Below are 23,225 nucleotides of genomic sequence, written 5' to 3' on the forward strand. Positions count from 1 at the left end.
AAACGCCGTCTGAGCCAGATGGCGCCGCATGTGGAAATGTGCGAGATATCCGAGAATGCATTCGGAAGCCCGCCTGCTGCGTGAACCGTAGCGCAGGCTTACCCTTTCGCTATCCCGGACCTCTCCCTTTCGGAGACCATCATGCTAGACCTGCTGATCCTAATGGCTTCCTCCCTGGTGCTGGCTGTGCTCATCTTCAAGGGATAAGGCTGAAGGACGACGAGGAAGCTCAAAGCACAAGCCGCCTCAGGCTGCGGCCAGGGCCGCCTTCGTGCCACCCATCGTGCCCTCCTCGCGCAAGCGCGCGTGCCAGGCCAGCGCCTCTTCGATGAGGTGCGGCGTATGCCCGCCGCGGCGCGTGGCGCGCGCCGCGTAATCACGCAACAACTCCCGATACAGCGGATCGGCGCAATTGGCGATGACCTGCTGCGCGCGCTCGCGCGGCGCCAGGCCGCGCAGATCGGCCAGGCCGTGCTCGGTCACGATGATGTCGACATCATGCTCGGTATGATCCACGTGGGACACCATCGGCACGATGCTGGAGATGGCGCCGGCCTTGGCCACCGACTTGGTGACGAACACCGACAAATGCGCATTGCGCGCAAAGTCTCCCGACCCGCCGATCCCGTTCATCATGTGCGTGCCGCCCACATGCGTGGAGTTCACGTTGCCGTAGATATCGCACTCCAGCGCCGTGTTGATGGTGATCAGCCCGAGCCGGCGCAGCAGCTCCGGATGGTTGCTGATCTCCTGCGGGCGCAGGATCACACGGGTCTTGTAACGCTCCAGGTCTGCCAGGAAGCGCGCATAGACGGCGCCGGTCAAGGTCACCGACGACGCCGAGGCAAAGCGCAGCCGGCCGGCGTCGAGCAACTCGATGGTGCTGTCCTGCAGCACCTCCGAATACATCGTGAGGTCGCGGAAGGGGGAATCGATCAGGCCATGCAGCACGGCATTGGCGATCGTGCCGATGCCGGCCTGCAGCGGCTGCAGCGACGGCGCCAGCCGGCCTGTCCGCACTTCATGCGACAGGAAATCGTTCAGGTGCCCGGCGATCTGGCGCGTCTCCTGGTCGGGCGGCAGCGCATTGGACGGGCTGTCGTCCTTTTGCGTGATCACGATGGCGGCGATCTTCGCGGGGTCCACCGGGATATAGGGCAAGCCGATGCGCTGGTCCACCGAGACCAGCGCAATGGGCTGGCGATGGGGCCGCGGTGTCGGCAGGTAGATGTCGTGCAGGCCTTCCAGGCCGGCCGGCATATTGAGGTTGATCTCGACGATCACCTTCTGCGCCAGCATCGCGAAGCTCGCGGAGTTGCCGACCGAAGTCGACGGCACGATGCCGCCGGATTCGGTGATCGCAACCGCTTCCACCACCGCCACGTCCACCGGCGCGATCTGCCGCCCGCGCAGTTGCTCCACGGTTTCGGACAGGTGCTGGTCGACGAACATCACCTCGCCCGCGTTGATCTTGCGCCGCAAGGTGGCGTCCACCTGGAACGGCAGGCGCCGCGCCAGCACGTTGGCCTCGGCCAGCATCTTGTCGGTGTCGTTGCCCAGCGAGGCGCCGGTCATCAGCGTGATGCGCAGCGGCTCGTGCGCCGCGCGCTTTGCCAGCGCTTGCGGCACCGCCTTGCAGTCGCCTGCGCGGGTGAACCCGCTCATGCCGACGGTCATGCCGTCCCGGATCATCGCCGCCGCGGCCTCGGCTGGCATGACCTTGTCGAGCAGGCTGGCCACCCGGATACGTTCTTTGTACATCTTATGTCTCCATGATGCCTGTCCCGGCCAGTGAGGCCGTGCCGCGCGCCGCGGCAAGGCCCGGCGCCCAGCTCGGCTCGCGCTTCCTACCGGCGGGTAAGGCGCAGACAGGCAGTGTAGCCACGGCAGGTACATTCCTGCGGCGATATAAAATCATGAAAACCAGTCGTAAATCTCATACACCCCGACGCCCGCGCAGCCTGGCGCGGGCAAGGCCAGCCGGCCCTGCCCTGCAGCGCACTTTGTGCGCGGTGCCCCCCTTTATGCTCTACAGTAGTTAGCACGATCATGCTGCCAGGGCGCAGGCACCGCGCGACGCGCGTCGCGCGGGCCAGCGCCGGCAACCGACTGCCAAAAAACAGCCGTCTGGGGGAGACACCATGCTTGCGGAAAGCGAAGCGCGACTGGCCCAGTTGCTGGCCGACCTGATGCAGTTCGCCCAGGGGCGCCTGCCCGGCGACATGTTCGTCCAGGCCGAGCCATTCCTGCGGCACTACTACGACCTGGCGGACGCCGACGACCTGCTCAAGCGGGACGTAGCCGATCTCTACGGCGCGGTCATGGCGCACTGGCAGACCGCCCAGCGCTTTGTCCCGGGCAATGCACGGCTGCGCGTCTACAACCCCAACCTCGAGCAGCACGGCTGGCACTCCGACCACACAGTGGTGGAGATCGTCAACGACGACATGCCGTTCCTGGTCGACTCGGTCACCATGGAGATCAACCGGCTCGGGCTGGCCCTGCACTCCGCGATCCACCCCGTGTTCCGGGTCTGGCGCAACGCGGACGGCACCATCGCCAAGGTGGGACTGGGCAGCGAGGGCGATGTCGCCGCGAGCGAGCCCGCCGGTGGCCCCCGGCTCGAATCCTTCATCCATTTCGAAGTGGACCGCTGCGGCGACACCGCCACGCAGGAAGCCTTGCGCAACGGCATTGCCCGCGTGCTGGGCGATGTGCGCGCTGCGGTGCAAGACTGGCCGGCGATGACCGCCATCACCCGCGCCACCATCGACACGCTGGCGCAGGGCCCGGAGGGCAAGCAGCCCGAGACGCAGGAAGCCTGCGCCTTCCTGCAGTGGATGCTGGACGAGCACTTCACCTTCCTCGGCCAGCGCGACTATGAACTGGTTACCCAGAACGACCGCTTCTACCTGCGCGGCGTGCCCGGCTCTGGCGCCGGCATCCTGAGCGAGAGCCTGCGCCCGCCCGAGGCGGAAACGCTGACCGAGCTGCCCGCGGCGGCCACCTCGGTCATCGAAGGCAGATCGCCGATCTTCGTCACCAAGGCCAATTCGCGCTCCACCGTGCACCGGCCCGGCTACCTGGACTACATCGGCATCAAGCTGACCGACGCCAACGGCAAGCTCTTTGGCGAGCGGCGCTTCGTGGGCCTCTACACCTCCACCACCTACATGATGTCGTGCGCGGACATCCCGCTGCTGCGGCGCAAGTTCGCCAACATCCTGGCGCGCGCGGGCTTCCTGACCAAGGGCCATCTCTACAAGTCGCTGGTGACCATCATCGAGCAGTACCCGCGCGACGAACTGTTCCAGGCCGAGGAAGACGAACTGTTCCACATCACGCTGGGCATCCTGCGCCTGCAGGAGCATCAGCGCATCCGGCTGTTCGTGCGGCGCGACCGCTTCGACCGCTTCGTCTCCTGCCTGGTCTTCGTGCCGCGCGACAAGTACAACACGGACCTGCGCCAGCGCATCCAGAAGCTGCTGATGACCGCCTTTCGCGGCAACAGCTGCGAATTCACGCCGCAACTCTCCGAGTCGCCGCTCGCGCGCATCCAGCTGATCGTGCGCGGCGAGCCCGGCACCATGCCCGAGGTCAACCCGGACGAGCTGGAAGAGCGCATCTTGCAGGCCGCCCGCCGCTGGCAGGACGACCTTGCCGCCGCCCTGCTCGACAGCACCGGCGAGGAGCAAGGCAACCGCTTGCTGCGCCGCTACGGCGACTCCTTCCCGGCCGGCTACCGCGAGGACTACCCGGCCCGCACCGCCGTGCGGGATATCGAGCTGATGGAGGCGGCGCAGGCCACCGGCGGCATCGCCATGAACCTGTACCGGCCCATCGAAGCCGCGCCCGGCGCATTCCGCTTCAAGGTCTACCGCGCGCGCGAGCCGATCGCACTGTCGCTCAGCCTGCCGATGCTCGAGCACCTTGGCGTGCGCGTGGACGAAGAGCGTCCCTACCTGATCGAGCCCAACGGCGCGGCGCCGGTGTGGGTCCATGATTTCGGGCTGGAAATGGCCGATGGCGTCGCGGCCGGCATCGACCTCGGGGCCGATATCGCGCGCATCAAGGCGCTGTTCGAGGACGCCTTCGCGCGCGCCTGGAACGGCGAGATCGAGAACGACGACTTCAACCGCCTGGTGCTGCGCGCCGAGCTGGCCGCGCGCGACGTGACCATCCTGCGCGCCTATGCCCGCTATCTTCGCCAGGTCGGGTCGACCTTCAGCGATGCATACATCGAGCGGGCGCTGACCGGCAACCCGGCCATTGCCTCCCGCTTCGTGGAACTGTTCGTGGCGCGCTTCGACCCCGCCACGCAAGCCGCCCGCGCGGCGCGCTGCGAGCGCCTGCAGCAAGCCATCGGCACGGCGCTGGACCAGGTGCCCAACCTTGACGAAGACCGCATCCTGCGCCTGTTCCTGGGTGTGATCAACGCCACGGTGCGCACCAACTATTTCCGCAACGGTCCCGACGGCGGGCCGCGCCCTTACCTGTCGTTCAAGTTCAATCCCGCGCTGGTGCCTGGCCTGCCCCAGCCGCGCCCGATGTTCGAGATCTGGGTCTACTCCCCGCGCGTGGAAGGCGTGCACCTGCGCGGCGGCCCGGTGGCGCGCGGCGGCCTGCGCTGGTCCGACCGGCGCGAGGATTTCCGCACCGAAGTGCTGGGGCTGATGAAGGCGCAGATGGTGAAGAACACGGTGATCGTGCCGGTGGGCAGCAAGGGCGGGTTCGTGGTCAAGCGCCCGCCGCCGGCGAACGACCGCGACGCCTTCCTGCAGGAAGGCATTGCCTGCTACCAGACCTTCCTGCGCGGCCTGCTCGACGTCACCGACAACCGCGTCGCCGGCACCCTGGTGCCGCCGCCGGAAGTGGTGCGCGAAGATGGCGACGATCCCTACCTGGTGGTTGCGGCGGACAAAGGCACGGCCAGCTTCTCCGACTATGCCAACGCCATCTCCGCGGAGTACGGCTTCTGGCTCGGAGACGCCTTTGCCTCAGGCGGCTCGGTCGGCTACGACCACAAGAAGATGGCCATCACCGCGCGGGGTGCATGGGAATCGGTGAAGCGCCATTTCCGCGAGATGGGTACCGACATCCAGTCCACCGATTTCACCGTCGCCGGGATCGGCGACATGTCGGGCGATGTCTTCGGCAACGGCATGCTGCTGTCGCCCCACATCAAGCTGGTGGCCGCGTTCGACCATCGGCATATCTTTCTCGACCCCACCCCCGACCCCGCCACCAGCCTGCGCGAGCGCCAGCGCATCTTCGAGCTGCCGCGCTCCAGCTGGGCCGACTATGACATGAGCCTGGTCTCCGCCGGCGGCGGCTTGTTCCCGCGCACGGCCAAGACCATCGCGATCACACCCGAGGTGCAGGCCTGCCTTGGCATCAGCGCCACGACGCTCTCGCCCGCCGAACTGGTCCACGCGATCCTGCTGGCACCGGTCGACCTGCTCTACAACGGCGGTATCGGCACCTATGTGAAATCCAGCCACGAGAGCCACCTGCAAGTGGGCGACCGCAGCAACGACGCGGTGCGCGTCAACGGCGCCGAACTGCGCTGCAAGGTGGTGGGCGAAGGGGGCAACCTTGGCTTCACGCAGCTTGGCCGCATCGAGTTCGCGCTCAATGGCGGGCGCATCAACACCGATGCGATCGACAACTCCGCCGGCGTCGATTGCTCCGACCATGAGGTCAATATCAAGATCCTGCTGGGGCTGGTGGTGGCGGATGGCGAGATGACCGAGAAGCAACGCAACAAGCTGCTGGCGGAAATGACGGATGAAGTCGGCTTGCTGGTGCTCGAGGACAACTACTACCAGAGCCAGGCGCTGTCGGTTGCCGGGCGCAACGCCGCCGCGCTGCTCGACGCGGAAGGCCGGCTGATCCGCTGGCTGGAGCGCGCCGGCCGCCTCAAGCGCGCGCTGGAATTCCTCCCGACCGAGGACGAGCTGGGTGAGCGCAAGGCCGCCGGGCTTGGCCTCACCTCGCCCGAACGCGCGGTGCTGCTGGCCTACAGCAAGATGTGGCTGTACGACGAGTTGCTCACGTCGGCGCTGCCAGAGGACCCGCTGGTGGCCGGCCTCTTGCCCGCCTATTTCCCGCAGCCGCTGCGCCAGCGGCACGCCGACACCATGCTGCGCCATCCGCTGCGCCGGGAGATCCTGGCCACGCACCTCACCAACACGCTGGTCAACCGCATCGGCGCCACCTTTGTCCACCGCATGCAGGAGGAAACCGATGCGCGTCCCGCGGACATCGTGCGCGCCTGCCTGATTGCACGCGACGTGTTCGGCCTGGACCCGCTCTGGTTGCGCATCGACGCGCTGGACAACCGGGTCGACGACGACGTGCAGGCGCGCATGTTCGTCGCCGTGGGACGGCTGCTGGAACACGCCAGCCTGTGGTTCCTGCGGCATCCGCACGCGGGTGGCCCCACCGATGGCAACAGCGCGCGCTACGCCGAAGCCGCGGCCTGGCTCACACCGCAGCTGCCCGCGTTGCTGGCCGGGCCGGAGGCCACGGCGCTGGCGGAACGGCGGCAGGCTCTGAGCCAGTCCGGCGTGGACGATGAACTGGCCCTGTGCGTAGCCGCGGGGGAAATCTCCGCGGCGGCGCTGGATATCGCCGAGGTGGCAGGGGCTACGCAGCGCAGTCTGGCACTGGTGGCGGGCGTCTATTTTGCGCTCGATACGGAGTTCAGTTTTGGCTGGCTGCGCGAACGCGCCCTGGCCTTGCCCGCCGACAGCCACTGGGACCTGCTGGCGCGCACCACGACGCTGGAAGACCTCGGGCGCCTCAAGCGCGCGCTGACAGTCAGCGTGCTGGCGCAGCCGCAGGAACTGGATACGCCGGCACAGCTGATCGAGGCATGGCGCGGCGGGCGCCAGGCGCAGATCGAGCGCTTCTCGCGCATGCTGGCGGATCAGCGTGCATCGGGCGCGGCCGGCTTGTCGATGCTGTCGGTGGCGGTACGGGAAATCGGCTTGCTGGAGCGCAGCCAGCAAGCCGGGTAGACGCAGGCGCGGCCGATTGGAGACAATGGGGGCCTTAGCCAGCGCGCTTGCACCGGACACCCGATGAACAAACCCGTCAAAGCCGCGATTGCCGCGGTGATCGTCGTTGCTGCCACCAGCTACGCCAGCCCTTACTGGGCGCTCTACCAGATGCGCTCTGCCATCGAAGCGCGCGATGCTGACAAGTTCTCCCGCTATGTCGACTATCCGGCCCTGCGGGAAAGCCTGAAGGCGCAACTGACGCTGAGCCTGCAGCAGAAGCTCGGCACGCCCGCCTTGCAGAACACGCCCTTTGCCGGGATCGGGCAGGCAATCGGCCTGGCGGTCATCAACACCATGATCGACACCATGGTGTCGCCCGCCGGCGTCATGGCGCTCATGGCCGGCGAGAAGCCCGCGTCGACGCCGCAGCCAAAGCCCCCCGCGCCGCCTGCCCCGGCGGAAAACAAAGGCGAACCAGCGAGGCCGGCCAAGAAGGAGGAGGAGGCCGCCAAGGACGCGCTCAAGTACAGCTTGTCCTATCGGGCACTGAACACCGTGGAGGCCTCGGCCACCAAGGACAATGGCGAACGTATTCTCATTGGCCTGACGCGCCAAGGCATATGGACGTGGAAATGGAGCAGCGTCGTGCTGCCGGAGCTTTCCAAGCCTTAGGCCTTGATTGGCCTAAGGCTTTATCTGGCTTAGGCTTCAATGCCAGGCTTCACCGGCCCCATTTCGCCTCGAGCAGCACCGCCGCCTTGATCGCGTCGATGGTCTCCTCTTCGGTCTTGAAATCGCCCAGCAGCCGCTTTGACTTGCCGCTGAGCACCGCCTCCTGGAGTGCCTTGCCGGATGCCTCCGACGTGCCGGGACTCCAGCAATAACGCGCCGTCCATGTGCCGTCCTGCAAGCGCTCCGCCACCCAGATGACGCGAAAATCCTCGAACACTACCCCGAAAGGTTCGTCTTCGTCCATTGCAACCTCCACGACACGCGATCGCTCCCCTCGAACACCACGGCCGTGCGCGCGCGTGCCGTGTCAGCATCATCGCCAGGTCGGGATCGGCATCGGACCGGGCAATACGTCGCCGTCAGTGCGGCAATCTGGTTGATCAGGGCTAGCGCCACGCTGTGCCACCACCCTGCTTTCGCGTGATGCTAGCACGCAGCGTGGCCGTCGTGGCATCTATGGCGCACGTGGCGCGCCTGGCGCACCACCGCGTGGACTCTGTCTGGCGGCTAGTCGGCTGGAATCTCGTGGTTGCCATGCGCCAGGAGGCTGCCCGGGCTGTCGCCGAGCATGCGCGGCCTGCGCGGCTGCAACTCCAGGCCCAGGCGGATGAGCAGCTCGAACGCATCGGCCAGCAGATGCTGCTGGCGCGGCAACAAACTGGCATAGGGCATGTCGTAGATGGACTGGTGCGAGCCACGCGCACCCTTGAGGCCGCGATCGCGGGCCATGTCGGACAACAGCGCGGCAAAGCCGTTCAGGTCCTCAGCGGCCAGGGCGGTATTGAGCACCGCGGCCAGCACATGCGGCGGCGACGAGCCCCAACCCATGGCATCGGCGTTTGCGGCGCATTCTTCGGAAGCATCGAATGAGTTCATACCCGGATTAACGACAGCGATCCCGCGCCATGTAGGCTAGCCCGCAAAACTTCTGCGCGAGCCAAAGTATGGCCAGGCAGGCCGCCCGGACCAATCAATCAGCCCGCGGCATAGGCAACATGGTCCACCGTCGCGTCGATCAGCCGACAAGCGCGGGCCTGGGCCCGGTCGGCGACTTCCAGCAGTTCGCCCTGCTCATGCCCCACCCACGACTGCAGCGGCGACGGATTGCGCACCGCGCCTTTGGCCTCCTGGACAATCGAGGCACTAACAAGGCATCCGCGCTCATGCTGCTGCACCGAGATCAAAATCACGTAGCCTCGGTAATGCTGTGTTCTGGATTCATTCATTGCGTCTCCCTTTGCCGGCCATCGTAGCATGCCGCAGCGTCCGGCCAGCAGCCGTGGAAGATGCCGGGCCTAGGTCCGGTCCTGCGGGCGATCCTGTGGGCGGCGCCCCATGCGCCAGACATTGGGCGGCTCGCCGTGGGCGGCATTCTGGAACATCCAGGCGCCGCAGACCGTGCACCGCCAGGGCCGGTCCACCCAGCGCGAGTTGATGTTCATGCCAAGTGCGCCCGCACCCGATGCGGCCAGATTCTCATGCGGCTCCACCGTGGTCGGCGCACCAACGAGAAGATGGCAGAGATCGCAAGCGTGCATGACTTACTCCAACGAAACGCTCACTCCAGCGAGGGCGGAGTGCCAAAGGGATCAGCGCTTTGCTGGCCCGGCACCTCGGTCAGGTCGAACTCGTCACGCGCCTTGTCCACCACGACCCGGATACTCCGCTCATAGCCTGCGGCATTGCCGAAGGCCTTCATATCCCAGTTGCGCCCACGCGCATCGCGTGCATGCGCTTGCGGCGCCGGCACCCGGATCTTCGCGCCGTCCTCCACAATGTCATCGATACGCTGGATGCGCCGGCTCACCTCGTCCTGCAAGGACCTGGCAGCGCGCTCGCGTTTGGCCATCGTGTACTCCTATCGTATGCGCAACACACGGTAAACGGCATCCGGCCAAACCAGTGCCCCGGGACCACGCGCACAGCAAACGTCTACCTGAAGAGACATGCACACCGCGCGGTCCATGGCTTGATTGTAGAGTCCGCCGCCGCTTAGCGACAAACCTGATTGATTGGCGAAGGCTTCGCTAGTCCATCACGTCATTGGTCACCGCGACCGCCACGGGCGGGTGCATCTCACCGAACACGGATAGGCGAATGGGCATGCCGGCCAGTATGTTGGCAATGTCCTGCTCCGTGGGCTGCCAGAAAGAATGCATCACGCCATTCAGCGTATCCAGGTGCACCGGCAGCCCTGAGAATTCGCCCTGCCTGGCGGCATCCCAGTCGAGGGGTTCTCCGACCATGAGGTTGGTATGCTTGGTTTTCACGGGCGGCATCATGGCGCTCTCCACTGTGGAGCGAACTCCGTGATGTCAGGAGCTGCTCAGACCCCGGTGGATCGCCAACCGCGGCCATCACCCAATGGTGAAACATTTCGTCGGCAACGGCATCGGACAGATGCATTAGTTCGTTTAGCGCTACCGGCGCGACACCACCAGCGCCGCAAGGCAAGCGAGGATGATCAGGCCGGATATCCAGAAGTAGAAATTCTTCGCCGGGTTCCGGGTGTAGCCAATGTAATTGGCTACAGCGTCGGAAATCTGCGCTGCGAGAAAAACTAGAAATTCCCCCATTCTCACTCGCCGGATGGTCTGGACGCCGATACGTTAGCACAGGCGACCGAGGGCCTGGCTGGACGCAAATAGTCCGGCTATACTGTATATCTATACAGTGTTTTTTGAGTGAGGCTATGTTCACCTGCGATCCGGGCATCATCTATCTCTACACCCACGAAACTCACAACACCCACAACATCCGCGACACGCACGGCGTGGCCATCACGTGCCAGACCCTGACCGTGGACGACCCACTGCTCACGGCGGATACCTGGAACCCGGAAGCCGAGGCCGCCGCGCAGGCCGCCGGTGCAACGCTCTATCTGATGGGCATCGACACTGCCGCACTCAAGGCCCTGCCCCGTCCTATCGACAGCCTGGTGATCGAGCACGATGGAGCGCGGCTGCGCTTCGCGCTCGCGCAAGGCATCGATTTTCTCGACGCGAGATCGCTTCGCGTGCGCACACGTGGCGAGCGCCACTATGCCACGCTCGAGGAGCCGGCCGATCAGTACTGGACGACGGGGGGCAAGGCAACTTCACCGGCTTGGCGTGACTCGCCGACGATGTAGCGAAGGGATGGCTGCGTGGAAGCGGTGGCTGCATCGATTCGACTCGAAAAGACTAACGCGAATTCGATGACGCTTGTTGCCGCGTGTTTTTGTCGGGCTAAATGCAGGCGTTTTGAACAGGTAACAAAAAACCTCACACAAAAAATGCTGTGCGGGTTTTGCTTAATACTGGTCGGGGCGAGAGCATTGTTATCTCCATCCACCAGCAACCAAAAGGAGACCGATATGTCACTCGAACCTGCCGGCTGCCCTCTGTGCAAATCACCTGCAGAGCGAGCGCCCCTCCGCTCACACGACGGCTATTCGTATGTCTGCCCCTCCTGCGGCTCGTACCATATCGACGGCCTTGCCTATGGTAAGGCCACGCGCGGCCACGTCGCCGCTCATGTTCATGTCGACGTGCGTCGTCTGCAAGCCGAAGGGGAGCTCCCGCGCATCGAATTCAATGCGCCCGATTTCGTGGTCAAGCCGGTTGCCCGCGGGAAGCAATAAGCCATGACCACCTACCGTCCCGCGACCATCTCCCTCGAATCCCACTTCCCGCGCTGCAACCGCAAGGAAGGATCGTCCCCCAACCCGGCCGACTACCTGTGCGAATTGCCCGAGGATGGTTCGCTGATCAACCGCGCAGCCATCGCATTCATCCGCACCATCGCTGTGCCGCTTCCTGCGGACAGCGAGGAAAAAAAAGTGCGATGCCACGCTCCACACGGCAATCGATAGCCTGAACGACTGGATCACTGCCAACGCTCCCGGCGGCTGGATTGATGATCTTCGCGAGGATGCTCAGCGCTATCGATGGGCGCGCAATACCCCGGTGAGCATCGGCCGCAACGGCATCCTTATCGAGAACACGGGCACCAAGTTGGATGCCGCTGTCGATGCCGCGCGGATCGCTGCCTGACGCGCGCAACTGGCCGAGTAGCTGGGCACGATGTACACCTCGGCGCCGTGCGCTGGCGTGGCCTACTCGCTGAGCAAGAAGGAGCGCGAATGATCCGCCGAGAGCCTATGCCCTCCCACGCCGCACTTACGCGCCAACGGACCGAAGTTTTGGCGCGTCGCTCAATAGCTGCGCTGATCACCCCCGCGCTTGTCCTGATCATCCCGGCGTTCGCGCTGGTCGCCGCGTTCCGTGCGCTGGTCGCCGCGCCCGTCCTGCCGGTAGCCACTGCCCTGATCATAGCGACCCGGCCGCGAATCGCCAGGCGCCCATACGCAGCCACCAAGTGCAACTGCGACCAAAACCAGAGGCAAATTCCGAGTACGTTTCATAGCACTCTCCTCGTCGAACGCTCCCATCACTGGAGCCACGGCTTGAAGTCTAGGACACCGGGTGCTGGGCTCTGTGGCCGTGTGATGGGCACCACCCTGCTGCTGGCCGAGCCAGGCGAGACGTTCATGCTGCCGGCCACGCCGGTGTGAGGGTGCGGCCGGTGGCCGTGGCGCTGTCGGTGGCGCAACCTGCGAAGGTGATGCAATGGGCTATTTGCCGGATAACAAGCCAGCCACTGCCACAAATGCGGAAACGATAGCTATACCGAAGGCCCATTTGGAAATGCGGAGTGCTTGTCGCGCAGTCTCGGCTTGGTCTAGCGCTGCTCCCGCCGCCTGTTGCGTCGCCAGAAGCACCCGATCCTCGCGTATCTCCGCTCGCTGGCCGTCGATCCTCTCGAGATACGCCCGAGCGTACTCTAAACGCCTGTCGCCGAACGTGTGGTGCTCTACGTACTGCCGGAATTCGTCCTCGCTGTGTTTAGCAATCCAATCGAGTATTTCGGCATCGGTTTCGAAGTTCGCCATGGCTCGCCCCCTATCGCTCCAGAGGATCGTAGCATGAGCGAGATCGAGCCATACCCGAGGTTCGCCAAGCGGGATCCCCAGGACAAGCGCCTATGCATGAGCGGTTGCCACCATATGCACCACGTTACCTGGGCATGCGTCATTGAACCCTGCTACGGCTGGCGCTACCCGGTGACAAAAGTCGGCAAGAAGGCCGCCGGCCGCCTACGCGACGGCGTGCAGCACACGATAGCAATCCGGACGCGCGAGGTGGCTCGGCATGAACTCGGACAAAGCTCTTTCCCACGTAGCTCTAGCTCGCACCGTCCTCAGCATCAATGAAGCCCAATGGGTGCTTCCTGTCCTTCATGTTGACGGCGACGATGACGGAGCTATGCGGCACAAGAATCGTGGAGCCATTTTTCTGCAGCTCGACCATCGCGCCACTTGCATCAAATCCATCACAGAACACCTGGCTCCATTCATCCATTCGGCTGTGTTCTTGGAACACCACGTTGGAAATATTTCGCCAGTGCGAGCCAGAAAGAACCACGAACCAATTCATGACGAGCTCCTGCAGTGGAAGATCAAGGAAATCCTAGCATGACCAAAGAACACCCCATCCTCTTCAGCGGCGCCATGGTGCGCGCAATCCTGGACGGCCGGAAGACGCCGACTCGGCGTGTGGCGAAGGGCTTCCCGCTGGAGCTGCTCGCGCCGGACGGCTTCACGCCTGAGTATGTCGCGGATCCCGCTAACTCATTGTGCTCCTACGGCAAGCCAGGCGACCGCTTGTACGTGCGCGAGACCTGGGCAGCGGGTCCCGGCCACAACGAGGGCGAGAACGATGCCAATGCGGGTTCCCCGGTCTCTGCCGGGCGCTGGGCATTCTCGGCGCTCTGGAACTCCACCGGCGGCGACTGGGATGCCAACCCTTGGGTGTGGGTGGTCGAGTTCAGGAGGATTCAACCGTGAGCATCGACCCACTCCTTTGCCCATGCGATCCCTGCTGCGACCGCTGTCTCGAACGACGCGTAGTAACCAAGTGGCTCAGAACCCTCAAGGATCCGGCCGTCTTTCTCAACGGCACCCGTCGCTTCGAACATCCCATCAACCAGTGGTTTCGCGAAGCCGCGAACTGTGTATTCGTTGTAGCTTTCGATGGCCATAGCGCTCCCCAAACGTTCCTAAGGCTCCCAGTATGAAGCACCTAACCACGCAAATCATCGACGGCGAGGCCGGTGCGATCCTATCCGACTGCGAGCAGTACCGCTACCGCCTCTGGCGCGAATGGGACGCCGCCCGGCCGGCCCTGGGCTTCATCATGCTCAACCCGTCAACCGCCGATCACCAGGTCAACGACCCGACGATCACCCGCTGGCTGCAGCGCGCGCTGGCCAGCCGCCGCTATGGCCGCCTGGAGGTGGTGAACCTGTTCCCGTTGCGCTCGACCGACCCGGACGGCCTGCTGACGCACCCGGCGCCGCTTGGCTGCGTGGACACGGCCAACGGCTCGATCATGGATGCACTGGACCGCTGCTCGATGGTGATCTGCGCCTGGGGCGCGCACAAGGCGGCGCCGGCGCGCGCGGCGGAGGTGCTGCGCATAGTCAGGATGTGCGGCCGCGGCGCCCTGCTCCACCAACTCGGGCTGAACCAGGACGGGAGCCCGAAGCACCCGCTATACATCGCAGCCAAAGTTCGGCCGCAGCCATACAAGATATGAACGAAGCAGCACAACGCATGATTGGGACAACCCGGCAAGACTGGGAGAAGAAGCTGATGGGCACAAGATTGACGAGCGAGCAGGACCTGCATCGACGCCCTGCAGGTCGCTGGCGCCCATGCGGACCGCGCAACAACCGAGGGATATATTAAACAGCGCGACGTCCCGGTTTCAATGGTGCATTTACACCTTCCCGCTGCTTAATTGGATGTCATCCGGCAAAACGATTTAAATCGCTACCCTGCTCAGAAAGTAAAAAACCCGCACAGCCAATGACTGTGCGGGTTGTGTACTGGTCGGGGCGAGAGGATTTGAACCTCCGACCACCTGCACCCCATGCAGGTACGCTACCAGGCTGCGCTACGCCCCGAAAGAAAAAGATTATATCAGAAGCTTTTTGAAAATGGCTAGTCGTTAGTGCACTTTTTATTCGTGCTTCGCGATCTGTTGAAGCTGCGCGAGCAGGTGCTGCACTTCCACCAGTTCGTTGCGCAGGTTGCTGAGGTCGAGCGAAAAAACCGGCGCTTCACCGGCGGCCTCCGCAGCCAGCGCTTGCTCGTCTTCGGCGGCTGCATGGCTGTGCTGCCGTCCCTCGTCCAGGCGATTGCGCGCGCCATTGATCGTGAAGCCCTGCTCGTACAGCAAGTCGCGGATGCGCCGGATGAGCAGGACTTCGTGGTGCTGGTAGTAGCGCCGGTTGCCGCGCCGCTTGACGGGCTTGAGCTGCGTGAACTCCTGCTCCCAATAGCGCAGCACATGCGGCTTGACGGCGCATAGCTCGCTGACTTCACCAATGGTGAAGTAGCGTTTGGCGGGAATCGGCGGCAACAAAATGCGTTCGCTGGATCTTTCCGACATACGGTGAATGGGCGGGCTTCAGGCCGTGCCGGGAGAGGTTGTGGTGTTCGCGCGGGCTAGCGCGCGAACAAGCGTGATACACGAAACAAGCAGGATAACGAGTCGTCGTGCTGCTGGCAAACGATCAGCCGGGCACCGCTACCAGGCCGGCACGCTCTTCCACCAGGCCCTTGAGCTTCTGGCTGGCATGGAAGGTCACCACGCGTCGTGCCGTGATAGGAATGATCTCGCCCGTCTTGGGATTGCGGCCGGGACGTTGCGGCTTGTCGCGCAGCTGGAAATTGCCGAAGCCGGAGAGCTTGACGCTGTCGCCCTGTTCCAGCGCTTCGCGAATCACGTCGAAGAAAGCTTCGACCATGTCCTTGGACTCGCGCTTGTTGAGACCGACCTGGTCGAACAGCATTTCAGCGAGCTCGGCCTTGGTGAGGGTTGGTACTTCAGCGGCGCGGGCGTCGGACGTATCGTCGTCGAGCGAGGGTGCCTGGCGGTCGCCTGCTTCACCCATTGCAGAGGCCATGAGATACGCGTGTCGATCGTTCATTGTCATTCAGTGTGGCGATCCGCCCGGATGCGGAAGTCCGGGCGCTCCATTGTCATGTCAGCTGGTGGATCAGCCGCGCATCCGCGCCTGGAATGCAGCGCTGGCGGCGTCGACCATGCAACGCACCGCACTGTCGACGGTTTCGTCCTGGAGGGTCGCCCCAGTATCTTGCAAGGTCAGGCGGAACGCAAGGCTTTTCTCGTCCGCGCCGATGGCCGCCGAAGCCGCCTTCGGGCGGAACTCGTCGAACAGCACCAGGCTCTGGCAATAGCGGGCCAAGCCTTGTTTTTCCAGGGCCTCGCGCATGACGTCGAGCAGATCCTGCACACGCACCGACTGCTTCACCACCAGCGCCAGGTCGCGCACGGCGGCCGGGAACTTGGAGATTTCGGTGTAGCCGGGCAGGCCGACTTCACGCAGTGCCTGCAGGTCCAGCTCGAACACCACCGGCGCATGCGCCAACTCGTACTCCTGCAGCCAGCGCGGATGCAGCTCGCCGATCACGCCGGCCACCTTGCCGTCGATCACCACTTGCGCGGCGCGGCCCGGATGCAGCGCCGGGTGCGATACCGGCTCGAAGCGCGCCACGCGCGGGAACAGCAAGGACTCGACATCGCCCTTGACGTCGAAGAAGTCCACCGGGCGGGTGGCAATGCCCCACTGCTCCTCGAAGGCCGGACCGTAGGCGATGCCGCCGGCAACCATCGGCTGGTGATAGCCGGCCACCGTCAGGCCGCCATCGGCGACCGTTGCGTCGCGACGGAACACGCGACCCACTTCGAACATCCGCACGCGCGATGCCTTGCGGTTGAGGTTGTAGCGCACCTTATCGAGCAGGCCGCCGATCAGCGTGGAACGCATCACCGCCAGCTGGCTGGCGATCGGGTTCAGCAGGCGGATCGGGTTGTCGTTGTTGGCAAAGTCACGCTCCCACTTCTCTTCGACAAAGGCGAAGTTGATCACCTCCTGGTAGTCGCACGCGGCAATCGCGTGGCGCACGGCATGGGTCGAGCGGCGTGCTTCGTCGGTCGGGCGCATCTCGCTTTCGGCGATCGGCGGACGTGCCGGGATGCGCTCGAAGCCGTAGATGCGGGCCACTTCCTCGATCAGGTCTTCCTCGATCTCGATGTCGAAGCGATAGCTCGGCGGCGTGACCACGAACACTTCGCCGTGCGCGCCCTGCTCGCGTGTGAACGGCAGTTGCAAGCGCTGGAACACGTCGGCGATGACCGCCGGCGACAGCTCGATGCCGAGCACGCGCTCGGCGCGCGCCACGCGCAAGCGCACCGGCTTGCGCTGCGGCAAGTTGACGATCTGGTCGTCGACCGGGCCGGCCTGGCCGCCGCAGATCTCGAGGATCAGCGCGCTGATGCGCTCGATATGCTCAACCGTGGTGGCGTAGTCCACGCCACGCTCGAAGCGATGCCCGGCATCGGTCGAGAAGTTGAAGCGGCGCGAGCGGCCCTGGATGGCTTGCGGCCACCAGAAGGCGGCTTCCAGGTAGATGTTGGTGGTGTCCAGCGTCACGGCGGTGCTGTCGCCGCCCATGATGCCGGCCAGGCTCTCGATCTCCTTGTCGTCGGCGATCACGCCGACCTGCTCGTCGAGCTCCACGGTATTGCCGTTGAGCAGCTTGAGCTGTTCGCCCTTGCGGCCCCAGCGCACATCCAGCCCGCCGTGGATCTTGTCCAGGTCGAACACGTGCGACGGACGGCCGAGCTCCAGCATCACGTAGTTGGAGATGTCGACCAGCGCGGAGAGGCTGCGCTGCCCTGCCCGCTCCAGGCGCTGCACCATCCATGCCGGCGTGGCCGCGTGCGCGTTCACGCCGCGGATCACGCGGCCGGAGAAGCGGCCGCACAGGTCGGGCGCCGAAATTTTCACAGGCAGCTTGTCGGCCAGCGTCACAGCCACCGGCTTCATTTCCGGCAAGTGCAGCTCGGCGCCGGTCAGCGCGGCAACTTCGCGCGCCACGCCGTGGATCGACAGGCAGTCAGCCTTGTTGGGGGTGAGCTTGATGACGAAGACCTGGTCATCGAGATCCAGGTACTCGCGGATGTCCATGCCGATCCTGGCATCTTCGGGCAGCAGCATCAGGCCGCCGTGGTCTTCCGACAGCTTGAGTTCGCGCGCCGAGCAAAGCATGCCATAGCTGTCCACGCCGCGCAGCTTGCCCACCTTGATCTCGAACGGCTTGCCGCCCGCCTCTGACGGCGGCAGCACCGCGCCGACCAGCGCGCACGGCACCAGCACGCCGGGCGCCACATTGGGCGCGCCGCAAACGATCTGCAGGGTCTCGCCGGTGCCGGCATCGACCTGGCAAACGTTGAGGCGATCCGCGTTGGGATGGCGCTCGGTGGAGAGCACGCGCGCCACCACCACCTTGTTGAAGGGCGGCGCAACGGGGCCGACCTCTTCCACTTCCAGCCCGGCCATGGTCAGGCTGTGCGAGAGCGCATCGGTGGAGATCTTGTCGGGATTGACGAAACTGCGAAGCCAGGATTCCGAGAATTGCATGGCGCTTCTGATCCGGTAAGTATTCTGTTCTGTGGTGTCGGTGACGATGTGCTCTGGCGCGCGTGCGCGCCTCAGGCGAACTGGCGCAGGAAACGCGCGTCGCCTTCGAAGAACAGGCGCAGATCGTTGATGCCGTAGCGGAGCATGGTCAGGCGTTCAAGGCCGGAACCGAAGGCAAAGCCGATATAGCGCTCGGGGTCCAGGCCCATATTGCGCAGCACGTTGGGGTGCACCTGGCCCGAGCCGGAAATCTCCAGCCACTTGCCATTGCCGAAGGCCATGTCGATTTCCGCCGACGGCTCGGTGAACGGGAAGTACGAGGGGCGGAAACGCACCTGGATGTCATCGCGCTCGAAGAACTTGCGCAGGAAATCGGTGTACACGCCCTTCAGATCCGCAAAGCTCACGTCGTCGCCGATCCACAGCCCTTCGACCTGGTTGAACATCGGCGAGTGCGTGGCATCGCTGTCGACGCGGTAGGTACGGCCCGGGCAGATCACCTTGATCGGCGGCATCTCGCGGCCCTTGTACTTCTCCACGTGCATGCGTGCGTAGCGCACCTGCATCGGGCTGGTGTGGGTACGCAGCAGCAGCAGCTTGCCTTCGCTGTCGCGGCCGTCCACGTAGAAGGTGTCCTGCATCGAACGGGCCGGATGGTTGTCCGGGTTGTTCAACGCGGTGAAGTTCATCCAGTCGGTTTCGATCTCGGGGCCATCGGCCACGTCGAAGCCGACCGAGCCGAAGATCTGCTCGACCCGCTCCCAGGTACGCATCACCGGATGCAGGCTGCCGCGGGCAACGGCCCGGCCCGGCAGCGTGACGTCGATGGCCTCGGCGGCCAGCCGCGCGTTCATCAGCGCATCGGCCAGCGCCTGGCGGCGCGCCTGCAGCGCGGCCTCGACCTGCTGCTTGGCCTGGTTGATGCGCGCGCCTTCGCTCTTGCGCGTTTCCGGGTCGAGCTTGCCGAGGCTCTTGAGCAGCTCGGTGAGCGCGCCGGTCTTGCCGAGAAAGCGGGCTTTCTCGTTTTCCAGCGTGGCGTTGTCGTTGGCTGCAGCGAAGGCGGCCTGGGCGTCGGCGACGATTTGATCCGGATCCAGAGACATGGCGGCGGTCGGCGATAAATTTGGCGTCCGGGTCACGCTGGGCCCGGGCGTGGGTTGGCACTAGGTGCGATGTGGGTGCAGAGTCCGCGCGGCACCGGGGGCGGCGCGGGCTTCGTTTCGGATGTCGTCTACGATGCAAAACGGCATTCGAAATAAAAACGGGGCTCGGTGAGGAGCCCCGTTTCTGCAGGTCCGGCTGAATCGCCGTCGCGGCGACGAGCGCTGCTCAGGCAAATTCAGCGGAAATGCTGTCGACCTTGCGGTCGGTGCTTGCCCGGGAATCCACGCTAGACACTAGCGCGGCACCCCGGAGCCGGCATCAGGCAACGGTGGCTTTCACCTGGTTGACGATGGCGGCAAAGGCAGGCTTGTCATGGATAGCCATGTCCGACAGCACCTTGCGGTCCAGCTCAATCGAAGCCCGCTTCAGGCCGTTCATGAACACGCTGTAGGTCATGCCATGCTCACGCGAAGCAGCATTGATACGCGCAATCCAGAGAGCGCGGAATACGCGCTTCTTGTTGCGGCGATCGCGGTATGCGTACTGGCCAGCACGCATGACTGCCTGCTTGGCGATACGGTAGACGTTATTGCGGCGGCCGCGGAAACCCTTGGCAGCGACGATGACTTTCTTGTGGCGGGCCCGTGCAGTGACCCCACGTTTTACTCGAGGCATGTAATGCTCCTTTCGTTTTCGTTAGGGTTATGCGTAAGGCATCATTGCGCGAACGGACTTCAGGTTCGTCTCATGGACGTCCTGGGTGCCGCGCAACTGGCGCTTGTTCTTGGTGGTCTTCTTGGTCAAGATGTGACGCTTGAAGGCCTGGCCACGCTTGAACGAACCATTCGGACGCGCAGTAAAGCGCTTGGAGGCGCTTTTCTTGGTCTTCATCTTCGGCATGAAATACTCCAGCTTCTATGACATGCATGCAGGTGGCCAGCTGGCGCCGACACTTGCAAAACCCGCATCCACTTATTGTTGCGCTAAAGCCGCGTGCGGCCTCTGCGCTGCTTTCGCACGACGCCGCGCCCGGAGGGATTCCCCTCCGGGCCGCGGCGACGCGCAAAATCTTACTTCTTCTTCTTGGGAGACAGCACCATCACCATCTGGCGGCCTTCCATCTTCGGCATCTGCTCGACCTGGCCAACTTCTTCCAGGTCCGCCTTCAGGCGTTCGAGCACGCGCGCGCCGATTTCCTGGTGCGCCATCTCACGGCCGCGGAAACGCAGCGTGATCTTGGTCTTGTCGCCGTCTTCGAGGAAGCGCTTCAGGTTGCGCAGCTTGACGTTGTAGTCGCCATCATCCGTACCCGGCCGGAACTTGACTTCCTTGACCTGGATGATCTTCTGCTTCAGCTTGGCGTCGTGCGCGCGCTTGGCTTCCTCGTACTTGAACTTGCCGTAATCCATGATACGGGCAACCGGCGGCACCGCTGTAGGAGCGATTTCCACCAAGTCCAAGTCCTTATCCTCAGCCAGGCGGAGCGCGTCCATGAACTTGACGATGCCGAGCTGCTCGTTATCAACCCCGACCAGGCGCAATTCGGGTGCGCTGATTTCGCGATTGATGCGATGACCTTTGTCTGTAGCGATGTTGCGTTACCTCAAGAAGACAAAAAACAAGCCGTGCTCATCCCATCAGGCTTTGCTGGCAACGTCCTGTTGCAGACGCTCCACAAACGCGGAAACGGGCATAACGCCCAGATCCACGTTGCCACGGGCACGCACGGCCACTTGACTGGCATCCCGTTCTTTGTCGCCCACTACCAGCAGGTAGGGAATCTTCTGAAGGGAATGCTCGCGGATTTTATACGTAATTTTCTCGTTACGCAAATCCGCCTTAGCCCTAAATCCTTGTTTTTGCAGCAGTTGCACGACGTTTTCGGCATATTCCGCCTGCGAGTCGGCAATATTCAACACCACGACCTGCTCCGGCGCCAGCCAGGCAGGCAGCGCGCCGGCATGGTTTTCCAGCAAGATGCCCAGGAAGCGCTCGAAAGAGCCCAGGATGGCCCGGTGCAGCATGACCGGGCGCTTGCGCGAGTTGTCTTCCGAGACGTATTCGGCATGCAGGCGCTCCGGCAGCACCAGGTCCAGCTGCAGCGTGCCGCATTGCCAGGACCGGCCGATGGCGTCCTTGATATGGTATTCCACCTTGGGGCCGTAGAAGGCGCCCTCGCCCGGCAGCTCTTCCCACTCCACGCCGCAGGCGCGCAGCGCCAGGCGCAGGCCTTCCTCGGCATGGTCCCAGACCTCGTCGGAACCGGCGCGCTGGTCAGGGCGCAGCGACAGCTTGACGGCAATGTCCTTGAAGCCGAAATCGTCGTACACGGAGAACGCCAGTTCGTTGAAGGCCTTGGCCTCTGCAACGATCTGCTCTTCCGTGCAGAAAATGTGCGCATCATCCTGCACAAAGCCGCGCACGCGCATCAGGCCATGCAGCGCACCGGAGGGCTCGTTGCGATGGCAGGCGCCGAACTCGGCCAGGCGCAGCGGCAGGTCGCGGTACGAACGCAGGCCGTGATTGAAAATCTGCACATGGCCGGGGCAGTTCATTGGCTTGATCGCGTAGTCGCGCTTCTCCGACTCCGTGACGAACATGTTCTCCTTGTAGTTCTGCCAGTGACCCGACTTTTCCCATAGCGAACGATCCATCACTTGCGGTGTGCGCACCTCTTCATAGCCAGCCTGCGTCAGGCGGCCGCGCATGTACTGCTCCACCGCCTGCCACACCTGCCAGCCCTTCGGGTGCCAGAACACCATGCCCGGCGCCTCTTCCTGCAGGTGGAACAGGTCGAGCAGCTTGCCCAGCTTGCGGTGGTCGCGCTTCTCGGCCTCTTCCAGCATGTGCAGGTAGGCTTCCTGGTCTTCCTTCCTGGCCCAGGCCGTGCCATAGATGCGCTGGAGCATCTCGTTCTTGGCGTCGCCGCGCCAGTAGGCGCCAGCCACCTTCATCAGCTTGAAGACCTTGAGCTTGCCCGTGGACGGCACGTGCGGGCCACGGCAGAGGTCGACGAACTTGCCTTCGCGGTACAGGCCGATCTCCTGGTCCTGCGGAATCGAGGCGATGATTTCGGCCTTGTACTTCTCGCCCATCGACTCGAACAGCTTCACGGCTTCATCGCGGCTCCAGACCTCGCGCGTTACCTTCTCGTCCTTCTTGGCGAGCTCGGCCATCTTCTTCTCGATGGCAACCAGGTCCTCGGGCGTGAAGGGGCGCTTGTAGGCGAAGTCGTAGTAGAAGCCGTTCTCGATCACCGGGCCGATCGTCACCTGCGCCTCGGGATACAGTTCCTTGACGGCGTAGGCCAGCAAGTGGGCCGTCGAGTGACGGATCACATCAACGCCGTCGGCATCCTTGTCCGTGACGATGGCGAGAGCTGCATCGCGCTCGATGAGGAAGCTGGTGTCGACCGTCTGACCATCCACCTTGCCCGCGAGGGCAGCCTTGGCCAGGCCTGAGCCAATGCTCTGCGCCACTTCGGCCACCGTCACCGGGCCGGGGAATTCGCGTCGGGAACCATCCGGCAGCGTGATTGCGATCATCTTGCACCTCATCAGAATTCCACCCGCCGGCGCCGTTGCGCCGGCAAGCGAATAAAAAGCATCTTGTAGCGCCGGGCTCATGCCACTTTGTCAAACCAGCATGGACCCGGCAGCGGGGACTTCGCTCGGATCCACCCACGGGCGATCGAGCAGGATAGCAGGGAGCCAAGAAGCGACAGACGAAAAAAAACGCAGCCAAGGCTGCGTTGTTTTTCGATTCAACCCCAATCCACCGGGTCCGAAGGCGCACCTCGACTACTGTCGCTAATTAGCGGTAGTAGTTCGC

The 23,225-nt window shown here is 64.0% G+C and carries 27 protein-coding genes and 1 tRNA gene; 7 read left to right on the top strand and 21 right to left on the bottom strand.

The features are described 5' to 3' along the window. Nucleotides 1–246: 246 nt before the first annotated feature. A complete protein-coding gene (locus ACYP5B_RS44195) occupies nucleotides 247–1,761 on the bottom strand; it encodes an acetyl-CoA hydrolase/transferase family protein (protein WP_459573818.1) in 1,515 nt (504 codons plus the stop codon). Nucleotides 1,762–2,141: 380 nt separating this feature from the next. On the opposite strand from ACYP5B_RS44195, the gene ACYP5B_RS44200 reads away from it, so the two are divergent. After that, nucleotides 2,142–7,022, top strand: coding sequence for an NAD-glutamate dehydrogenase (locus tag ACYP5B_RS44200; protein WP_400093680.1), 4,881 nt, complete (start codon nucleotides 2,142–2,144; stop codon nucleotides 7,020–7,022). A 63-nt stretch (nucleotides 7,023–7,085) separates the two neighbouring features. Then, complete coding sequence (locus ACYP5B_RS44205; RefSeq protein WP_459573819.1) at nucleotides 7,086–7,676, top strand: DUF2939 domain-containing protein; 591 nt, start codon at nucleotides 7,086–7,088, stop codon at nucleotides 7,674–7,676. Nucleotides 7,677–7,725: 49 nt separating this feature from the next. Here the strand turns inward: ACYP5B_RS44205 and ACYP5B_RS44210 are convergent, their stop codons facing one another. The 7 genes from ACYP5B_RS44210 to ACYP5B_RS44240 form a co-directional block, all read right to left on the bottom strand. Next, nucleotides 7,726–7,980 (bottom strand): hypothetical protein, encoded by a 255-nt coding sequence (locus ACYP5B_RS44210; RefSeq protein WP_267606210.1) that lies wholly within the window; start codon nucleotides 7,978–7,980, stop codon nucleotides 7,726–7,728. A 263-nt stretch (nucleotides 7,981–8,243) separates the two neighbouring features. Continuing rightward, a complete protein-coding gene (locus ACYP5B_RS44215) occupies nucleotides 8,244–8,612 on the bottom strand; it encodes a hypothetical protein (RefSeq protein ID WP_400093684.1) in 369 nt (122 codons plus the stop codon). 98 nt (nucleotides 8,613–8,710) lie between these two features. After that, nucleotides 8,711–8,962 carry a hypothetical protein gene (locus ACYP5B_RS44220; RefSeq protein ID WP_267606208.1) on the bottom strand — a complete coding sequence of 84 codons (252 nt, stop codon included), beginning with the start codon at nucleotides 8,960–8,962 and terminating at the stop codon, nucleotides 8,711–8,713. Nucleotides 8,963–9,031: 69 nt separating this feature from the next. Continuing rightward, nucleotides 9,032–9,274, bottom strand: a complete 243-nt coding sequence (locus tag ACYP5B_RS44225) for a hypothetical protein (RefSeq protein ID WP_400093685.1) — start codon at nucleotides 9,272–9,274, stop codon at nucleotides 9,032–9,034. Nucleotides 9,275–9,294: 20 nt separating this feature from the next. Next, nucleotides 9,295–9,585, bottom strand: a complete 291-nt coding sequence (locus ACYP5B_RS44230; RefSeq protein ID WP_400093687.1) for a hypothetical protein — start codon at nucleotides 9,583–9,585, stop codon at nucleotides 9,295–9,297. 178 nt (nucleotides 9,586–9,763) lie between these two features. After that, nucleotides 9,764–10,018: a hypothetical protein gene (locus tag ACYP5B_RS44235; RefSeq protein ID WP_459573820.1), complete on the bottom strand. Its 255-nt coding sequence runs from the start codon at nucleotides 10,016–10,018 to the stop codon at nucleotides 9,764–9,766. Nucleotides 10,019–10,156: 138 nt separating this feature from the next. Continuing rightward, a complete protein-coding gene (locus ACYP5B_RS44240) occupies nucleotides 10,157–10,312 on the bottom strand; it encodes a hypothetical protein (RefSeq protein ID WP_400093690.1) in 156 nt (51 codons plus the stop codon). Between the two features lie 116 nt (nucleotides 10,313–10,428). Here ACYP5B_RS44240 and ACYP5B_RS44245 point away from each other — a divergent pair, with 116 nt between their 5' ends. From ACYP5B_RS44245 to ACYP5B_RS44255, 3 genes are all read left to right on the top strand, one after another. Further along, complete coding sequence (locus ACYP5B_RS44245) at nucleotides 10,429–10,866, top strand: hypothetical protein (protein ID WP_400093691.1); 438 nt, start codon at nucleotides 10,429–10,431, stop codon at nucleotides 10,864–10,866. Between the two features lie 225 nt (nucleotides 10,867–11,091). Next, nucleotides 11,092–11,358: a hypothetical protein gene (locus tag ACYP5B_RS44250; protein ID WP_459573821.1), complete on the top strand. Its 267-nt coding sequence runs from the start codon at nucleotides 11,092–11,094 to the stop codon at nucleotides 11,356–11,358. A gap of 3 nt (nucleotides 11,359–11,361) precedes the next feature. After that, nucleotides 11,362–11,589: a hypothetical protein gene (locus ACYP5B_RS44255; RefSeq protein ID WP_400093694.1), complete on the top strand. Its 228-nt coding sequence runs from the start codon at nucleotides 11,362–11,364 to the stop codon at nucleotides 11,587–11,589. A 342-nt stretch (nucleotides 11,590–11,931) separates the two neighbouring features. Here the strand turns inward: ACYP5B_RS44255 and ACYP5B_RS44260 are convergent, their stop codons facing one another. From ACYP5B_RS44260 to ACYP5B_RS44270, 3 genes are all read right to left on the bottom strand, one after another. After that, nucleotides 11,932–12,141 carry a hypothetical protein gene (locus ACYP5B_RS44260; protein ID WP_400093695.1) on the bottom strand — a complete coding sequence of 70 codons (210 nt, stop codon included), beginning with the start codon at nucleotides 12,139–12,141 and terminating at the stop codon, nucleotides 11,932–11,934. A 210-nt stretch (nucleotides 12,142–12,351) separates the two neighbouring features. After that, nucleotides 12,352–12,669 carry a hypothetical protein gene (locus tag ACYP5B_RS44265; protein WP_400093696.1) on the bottom strand — a complete coding sequence of 106 codons (318 nt, stop codon included), beginning with the start codon at nucleotides 12,667–12,669 and terminating at the stop codon, nucleotides 12,352–12,354. Between the two features lie 292 nt (nucleotides 12,670–12,961). Then, nucleotides 12,962–13,213 carry a hypothetical protein gene (locus ACYP5B_RS44270; RefSeq protein ID WP_318235668.1) on the bottom strand — a complete coding sequence of 84 codons (252 nt, stop codon included), beginning with the start codon at nucleotides 13,211–13,213 and terminating at the stop codon, nucleotides 12,962–12,964. 38 nt (nucleotides 13,214–13,251) lie between these two features. Between ACYP5B_RS44270 and ACYP5B_RS44275 the strand changes: the two genes are divergently transcribed. Then, the gene (locus ACYP5B_RS44275; RefSeq protein ID WP_400093698.1) at nucleotides 13,252–13,623 is read left to right on the top strand and encodes a hypothetical protein; all 372 of its coding nucleotides are present in this window, start codon (nucleotides 13,252–13,254) and stop codon (nucleotides 13,621–13,623) included. On the opposite strand, the gene ACYP5B_RS44280 is transcribed toward ACYP5B_RS44275, so the two are convergent. Continuing rightward, nucleotides 13,614–13,817, bottom strand: a complete 204-nt coding sequence (locus ACYP5B_RS44280; protein ID WP_400093699.1) for a hypothetical protein — start codon at nucleotides 13,815–13,817, stop codon at nucleotides 13,614–13,616. The genes ACYP5B_RS44275 and ACYP5B_RS44280 overlap by 10 nt on opposite strands. A 32-nt stretch (nucleotides 13,818–13,849) precedes the next feature. Between ACYP5B_RS44280 and ACYP5B_RS44285 the strand changes: the two genes are divergently transcribed. Further along, the gene (locus ACYP5B_RS44285) at nucleotides 13,850–14,374 is read left to right on the top strand and encodes a DUF1643 domain-containing protein (protein ID WP_459573822.1); all 525 of its coding nucleotides are present in this window, start codon (nucleotides 13,850–13,852) and stop codon (nucleotides 14,372–14,374) included. Nucleotides 14,375–14,667: 293 nt separating this feature from the next. Here ACYP5B_RS44285 and ACYP5B_RS44290 read toward each other — a convergent pair. The 9 genes from ACYP5B_RS44290 to thrS all read right to left on the bottom strand — a co-directional run bounded on the left by ACYP5B_RS44290 (nucleotide 14,668) and on the right by thrS (nucleotide 22,939). After that, a tRNA-Pro gene (locus ACYP5B_RS44290) sits at nucleotides 14,668–14,744 on the bottom strand. A 56-nt stretch (nucleotides 14,745–14,800) separates the two neighbouring features. Continuing rightward, nucleotides 14,801–15,232: a MerR family transcriptional regulator gene (locus ACYP5B_RS44295; protein ID WP_267606195.1), complete on the bottom strand. Its 432-nt coding sequence runs from the start codon at nucleotides 15,230–15,232 to the stop codon at nucleotides 14,801–14,803. 124 nt (nucleotides 15,233–15,356) lie between these two features. Further along, entirely contained in the window at nucleotides 15,357–15,737 is a 381-nt protein-coding gene (locus ACYP5B_RS44300; protein WP_400093731.1) for an integration host factor subunit alpha, read from the bottom strand. Between the two features lie 105 nt (nucleotides 15,738–15,842). Continuing rightward, entirely contained in the window at nucleotides 15,843–18,290 is a 2,448-nt protein-coding gene (gene pheT / locus ACYP5B_RS44305) for a phenylalanine--tRNA ligase subunit beta (protein ID WP_459573823.1), read from the bottom strand. Between the two features lie 71 nt (nucleotides 18,291–18,361). Then, entirely contained in the window at nucleotides 18,362–19,393 is a 1,032-nt protein-coding gene (gene pheS, locus ACYP5B_RS44310; protein ID WP_267606192.1) for a phenylalanine--tRNA ligase subunit alpha, read from the bottom strand. Nucleotides 19,394–19,712: 319 nt separating this feature from the next. Beyond that, complete coding sequence (gene rplT, locus ACYP5B_RS44315; protein ID WP_006163216.1) at nucleotides 19,713–20,069, bottom strand: 50S ribosomal protein L20; 357 nt, start codon at nucleotides 20,067–20,069, stop codon at nucleotides 19,713–19,715. Nucleotides 20,070–20,096: 27 nt separating this feature from the next. Next, entirely contained in the window at nucleotides 20,097–20,294 is a 198-nt protein-coding gene (gene rpmI / locus ACYP5B_RS44320) for a 50S ribosomal protein L35 (protein ID WP_006575466.1), read from the bottom strand. A gap of 170 nt (nucleotides 20,295–20,464) precedes the next feature. Next, nucleotides 20,465–20,986, bottom strand: a complete 522-nt coding sequence (gene infC / locus ACYP5B_RS44325; RefSeq protein ID WP_081488948.1) for a translation initiation factor IF-3 — start codon at nucleotides 20,984–20,986, stop codon at nucleotides 20,465–20,467. A 45-nt stretch (nucleotides 20,987–21,031) separates the two neighbouring features. Then, the gene (gene thrS, locus ACYP5B_RS44330; protein ID WP_459573824.1) at nucleotides 21,032–22,939 is read right to left on the bottom strand and encodes a threonine--tRNA ligase; all 1,908 of its coding nucleotides are present in this window, start codon (nucleotides 22,937–22,939) and stop codon (nucleotides 21,032–21,034) included. Nucleotides 22,940–23,225 lie beyond the last annotated feature (286 nt).

Source organism: Cupriavidus sp. 8B (genome assembly GCF_054589115.1).

Bases quoted from the DNA above. Each gene is read 5' to 3' on its own strand.
- ACYP5B_RS44195 (WP_459573818.1), bottom strand. From the start codon at position 1,761: ATGTACAAAGAACGTATCCGGGTGGCCAGCCTGCTCGACAAGGTCATG.
- ACYP5B_RS44200 (WP_400093680.1), top strand. From the start codon at position 2,142: ATGCTTGCGGAAAGCGAAGCGCGACTGGCCCAGTTGCTGGCCGACCTG.
- ACYP5B_RS44205 (WP_459573819.1), top strand. From the start codon at position 7,086: ATGAACAAACCCGTCAAAGCCGCGATTGCCGCGGTGATCGTCGTTGCT.
- ACYP5B_RS44210 (WP_267606210.1), bottom strand. From the start codon at position 7,980: ATGGACGAAGACGAACCTTTCGGGGTAGTGTTCGAGGATTTTCGCGTC.
- ACYP5B_RS44215 (WP_400093684.1), bottom strand. From the start codon at position 8,612: ATGAACTCATTCGATGCTTCCGAAGAATGCGCCGCAAACGCCGATGCC.
- ACYP5B_RS44220 (WP_267606208.1), bottom strand. From the start codon at position 8,962: ATGAATGAATCCAGAACACAGCATTACCGAGGCTACGTGATTTTGATC.
- ACYP5B_RS44225 (WP_400093685.1), bottom strand. From the start codon at position 9,274: ATGCACGCTTGCGATCTCTGCCATCTTCTCGTTGGTGCGCCGACCACG.
- ACYP5B_RS44230 (WP_400093687.1), bottom strand. From the start codon at position 9,585: ATGGCCAAACGCGAGCGCGCTGCCAGGTCCTTGCAGGACGAGGTGAGC.
- ACYP5B_RS44235 (WP_459573820.1), bottom strand. From the start codon at position 10,018: ATGATGCCGCCCGTGAAAACCAAGCATACCAACCTCATGGTCGGAGAA.
- ACYP5B_RS44240 (WP_400093690.1), bottom strand. From the start codon at position 10,312: ATGGGGGAATTTCTAGTTTTTCTCGCAGCGCAGATTTCCGACGCTGTA.
- ACYP5B_RS44245 (WP_400093691.1), top strand. From the start codon at position 10,429: ATGTTCACCTGCGATCCGGGCATCATCTATCTCTACACCCACGAAACT.
- ACYP5B_RS44250 (WP_459573821.1), top strand. From the start codon at position 11,092: ATGTCACTCGAACCTGCCGGCTGCCCTCTGTGCAAATCACCTGCAGAG.
- ACYP5B_RS44255 (WP_400093694.1), top strand. From the start codon at position 11,362: ATGACCACCTACCGTCCCGCGACCATCTCCCTCGAATCCCACTTCCCG.
- ACYP5B_RS44260 (WP_400093695.1), bottom strand. From the start codon at position 12,141: ATGAAACGTACTCGGAATTTGCCTCTGGTTTTGGTCGCAGTTGCACTT.
- ACYP5B_RS44265 (WP_400093696.1), bottom strand. From the start codon at position 12,669: ATGGCGAACTTCGAAACCGATGCCGAAATACTCGATTGGATTGCTAAA.
- ACYP5B_RS44270 (WP_318235668.1), bottom strand. From the start codon at position 13,213: ATGAATTGGTTCGTGGTTCTTTCTGGCTCGCACTGGCGAAATATTTCC.
- ACYP5B_RS44275 (WP_400093698.1), top strand. From the start codon at position 13,252: ATGACCAAAGAACACCCCATCCTCTTCAGCGGCGCCATGGTGCGCGCA.
- ACYP5B_RS44280 (WP_400093699.1), bottom strand. From the start codon at position 13,817: ATGGCCATCGAAAGCTACAACGAATACACAGTTCGCGGCTTCGCGAAA.
- ACYP5B_RS44285 (WP_459573822.1), top strand. From the start codon at position 13,850: ATGAAGCACCTAACCACGCAAATCATCGACGGCGAGGCCGGTGCGATC.
- ACYP5B_RS44295 (WP_267606195.1), bottom strand. From the start codon at position 15,232: ATGTCGGAAAGATCCAGCGAACGCATTTTGTTGCCGCCGATTCCCGCC.
- ACYP5B_RS44300 (WP_400093731.1), bottom strand. From the start codon at position 15,737: ATGGGTGAAGCAGGCGACCGCCAGGCACCCTCGCTCGACGACGATACG.
- pheT (WP_459573823.1), bottom strand. From the start codon at position 18,290: ATGCAATTCTCGGAATCCTGGCTTCGCAGTTTCGTCAATCCCGACAAG.
- pheS (WP_267606192.1), bottom strand. From the start codon at position 19,393: ATGTCTCTGGATCCGGATCAAATCGTCGCCGACGCCCAGGCCGCCTTC.
- rplT (WP_006163216.1), bottom strand. From the start codon at position 20,069: ATGCCTCGAGTAAAACGTGGGGTCACTGCACGGGCCCGCCACAAGAAA.
- rpmI (WP_006575466.1), bottom strand. From the start codon at position 20,294: ATGCCGAAGATGAAGACCAAGAAAAGCGCCTCCAAGCGCTTTACTGCG.
- thrS (WP_459573824.1), bottom strand. From the start codon at position 22,939: ATGATCGCAATCACGCTGCCGGATGGTTCCCGACGCGAATTCCCCGGC.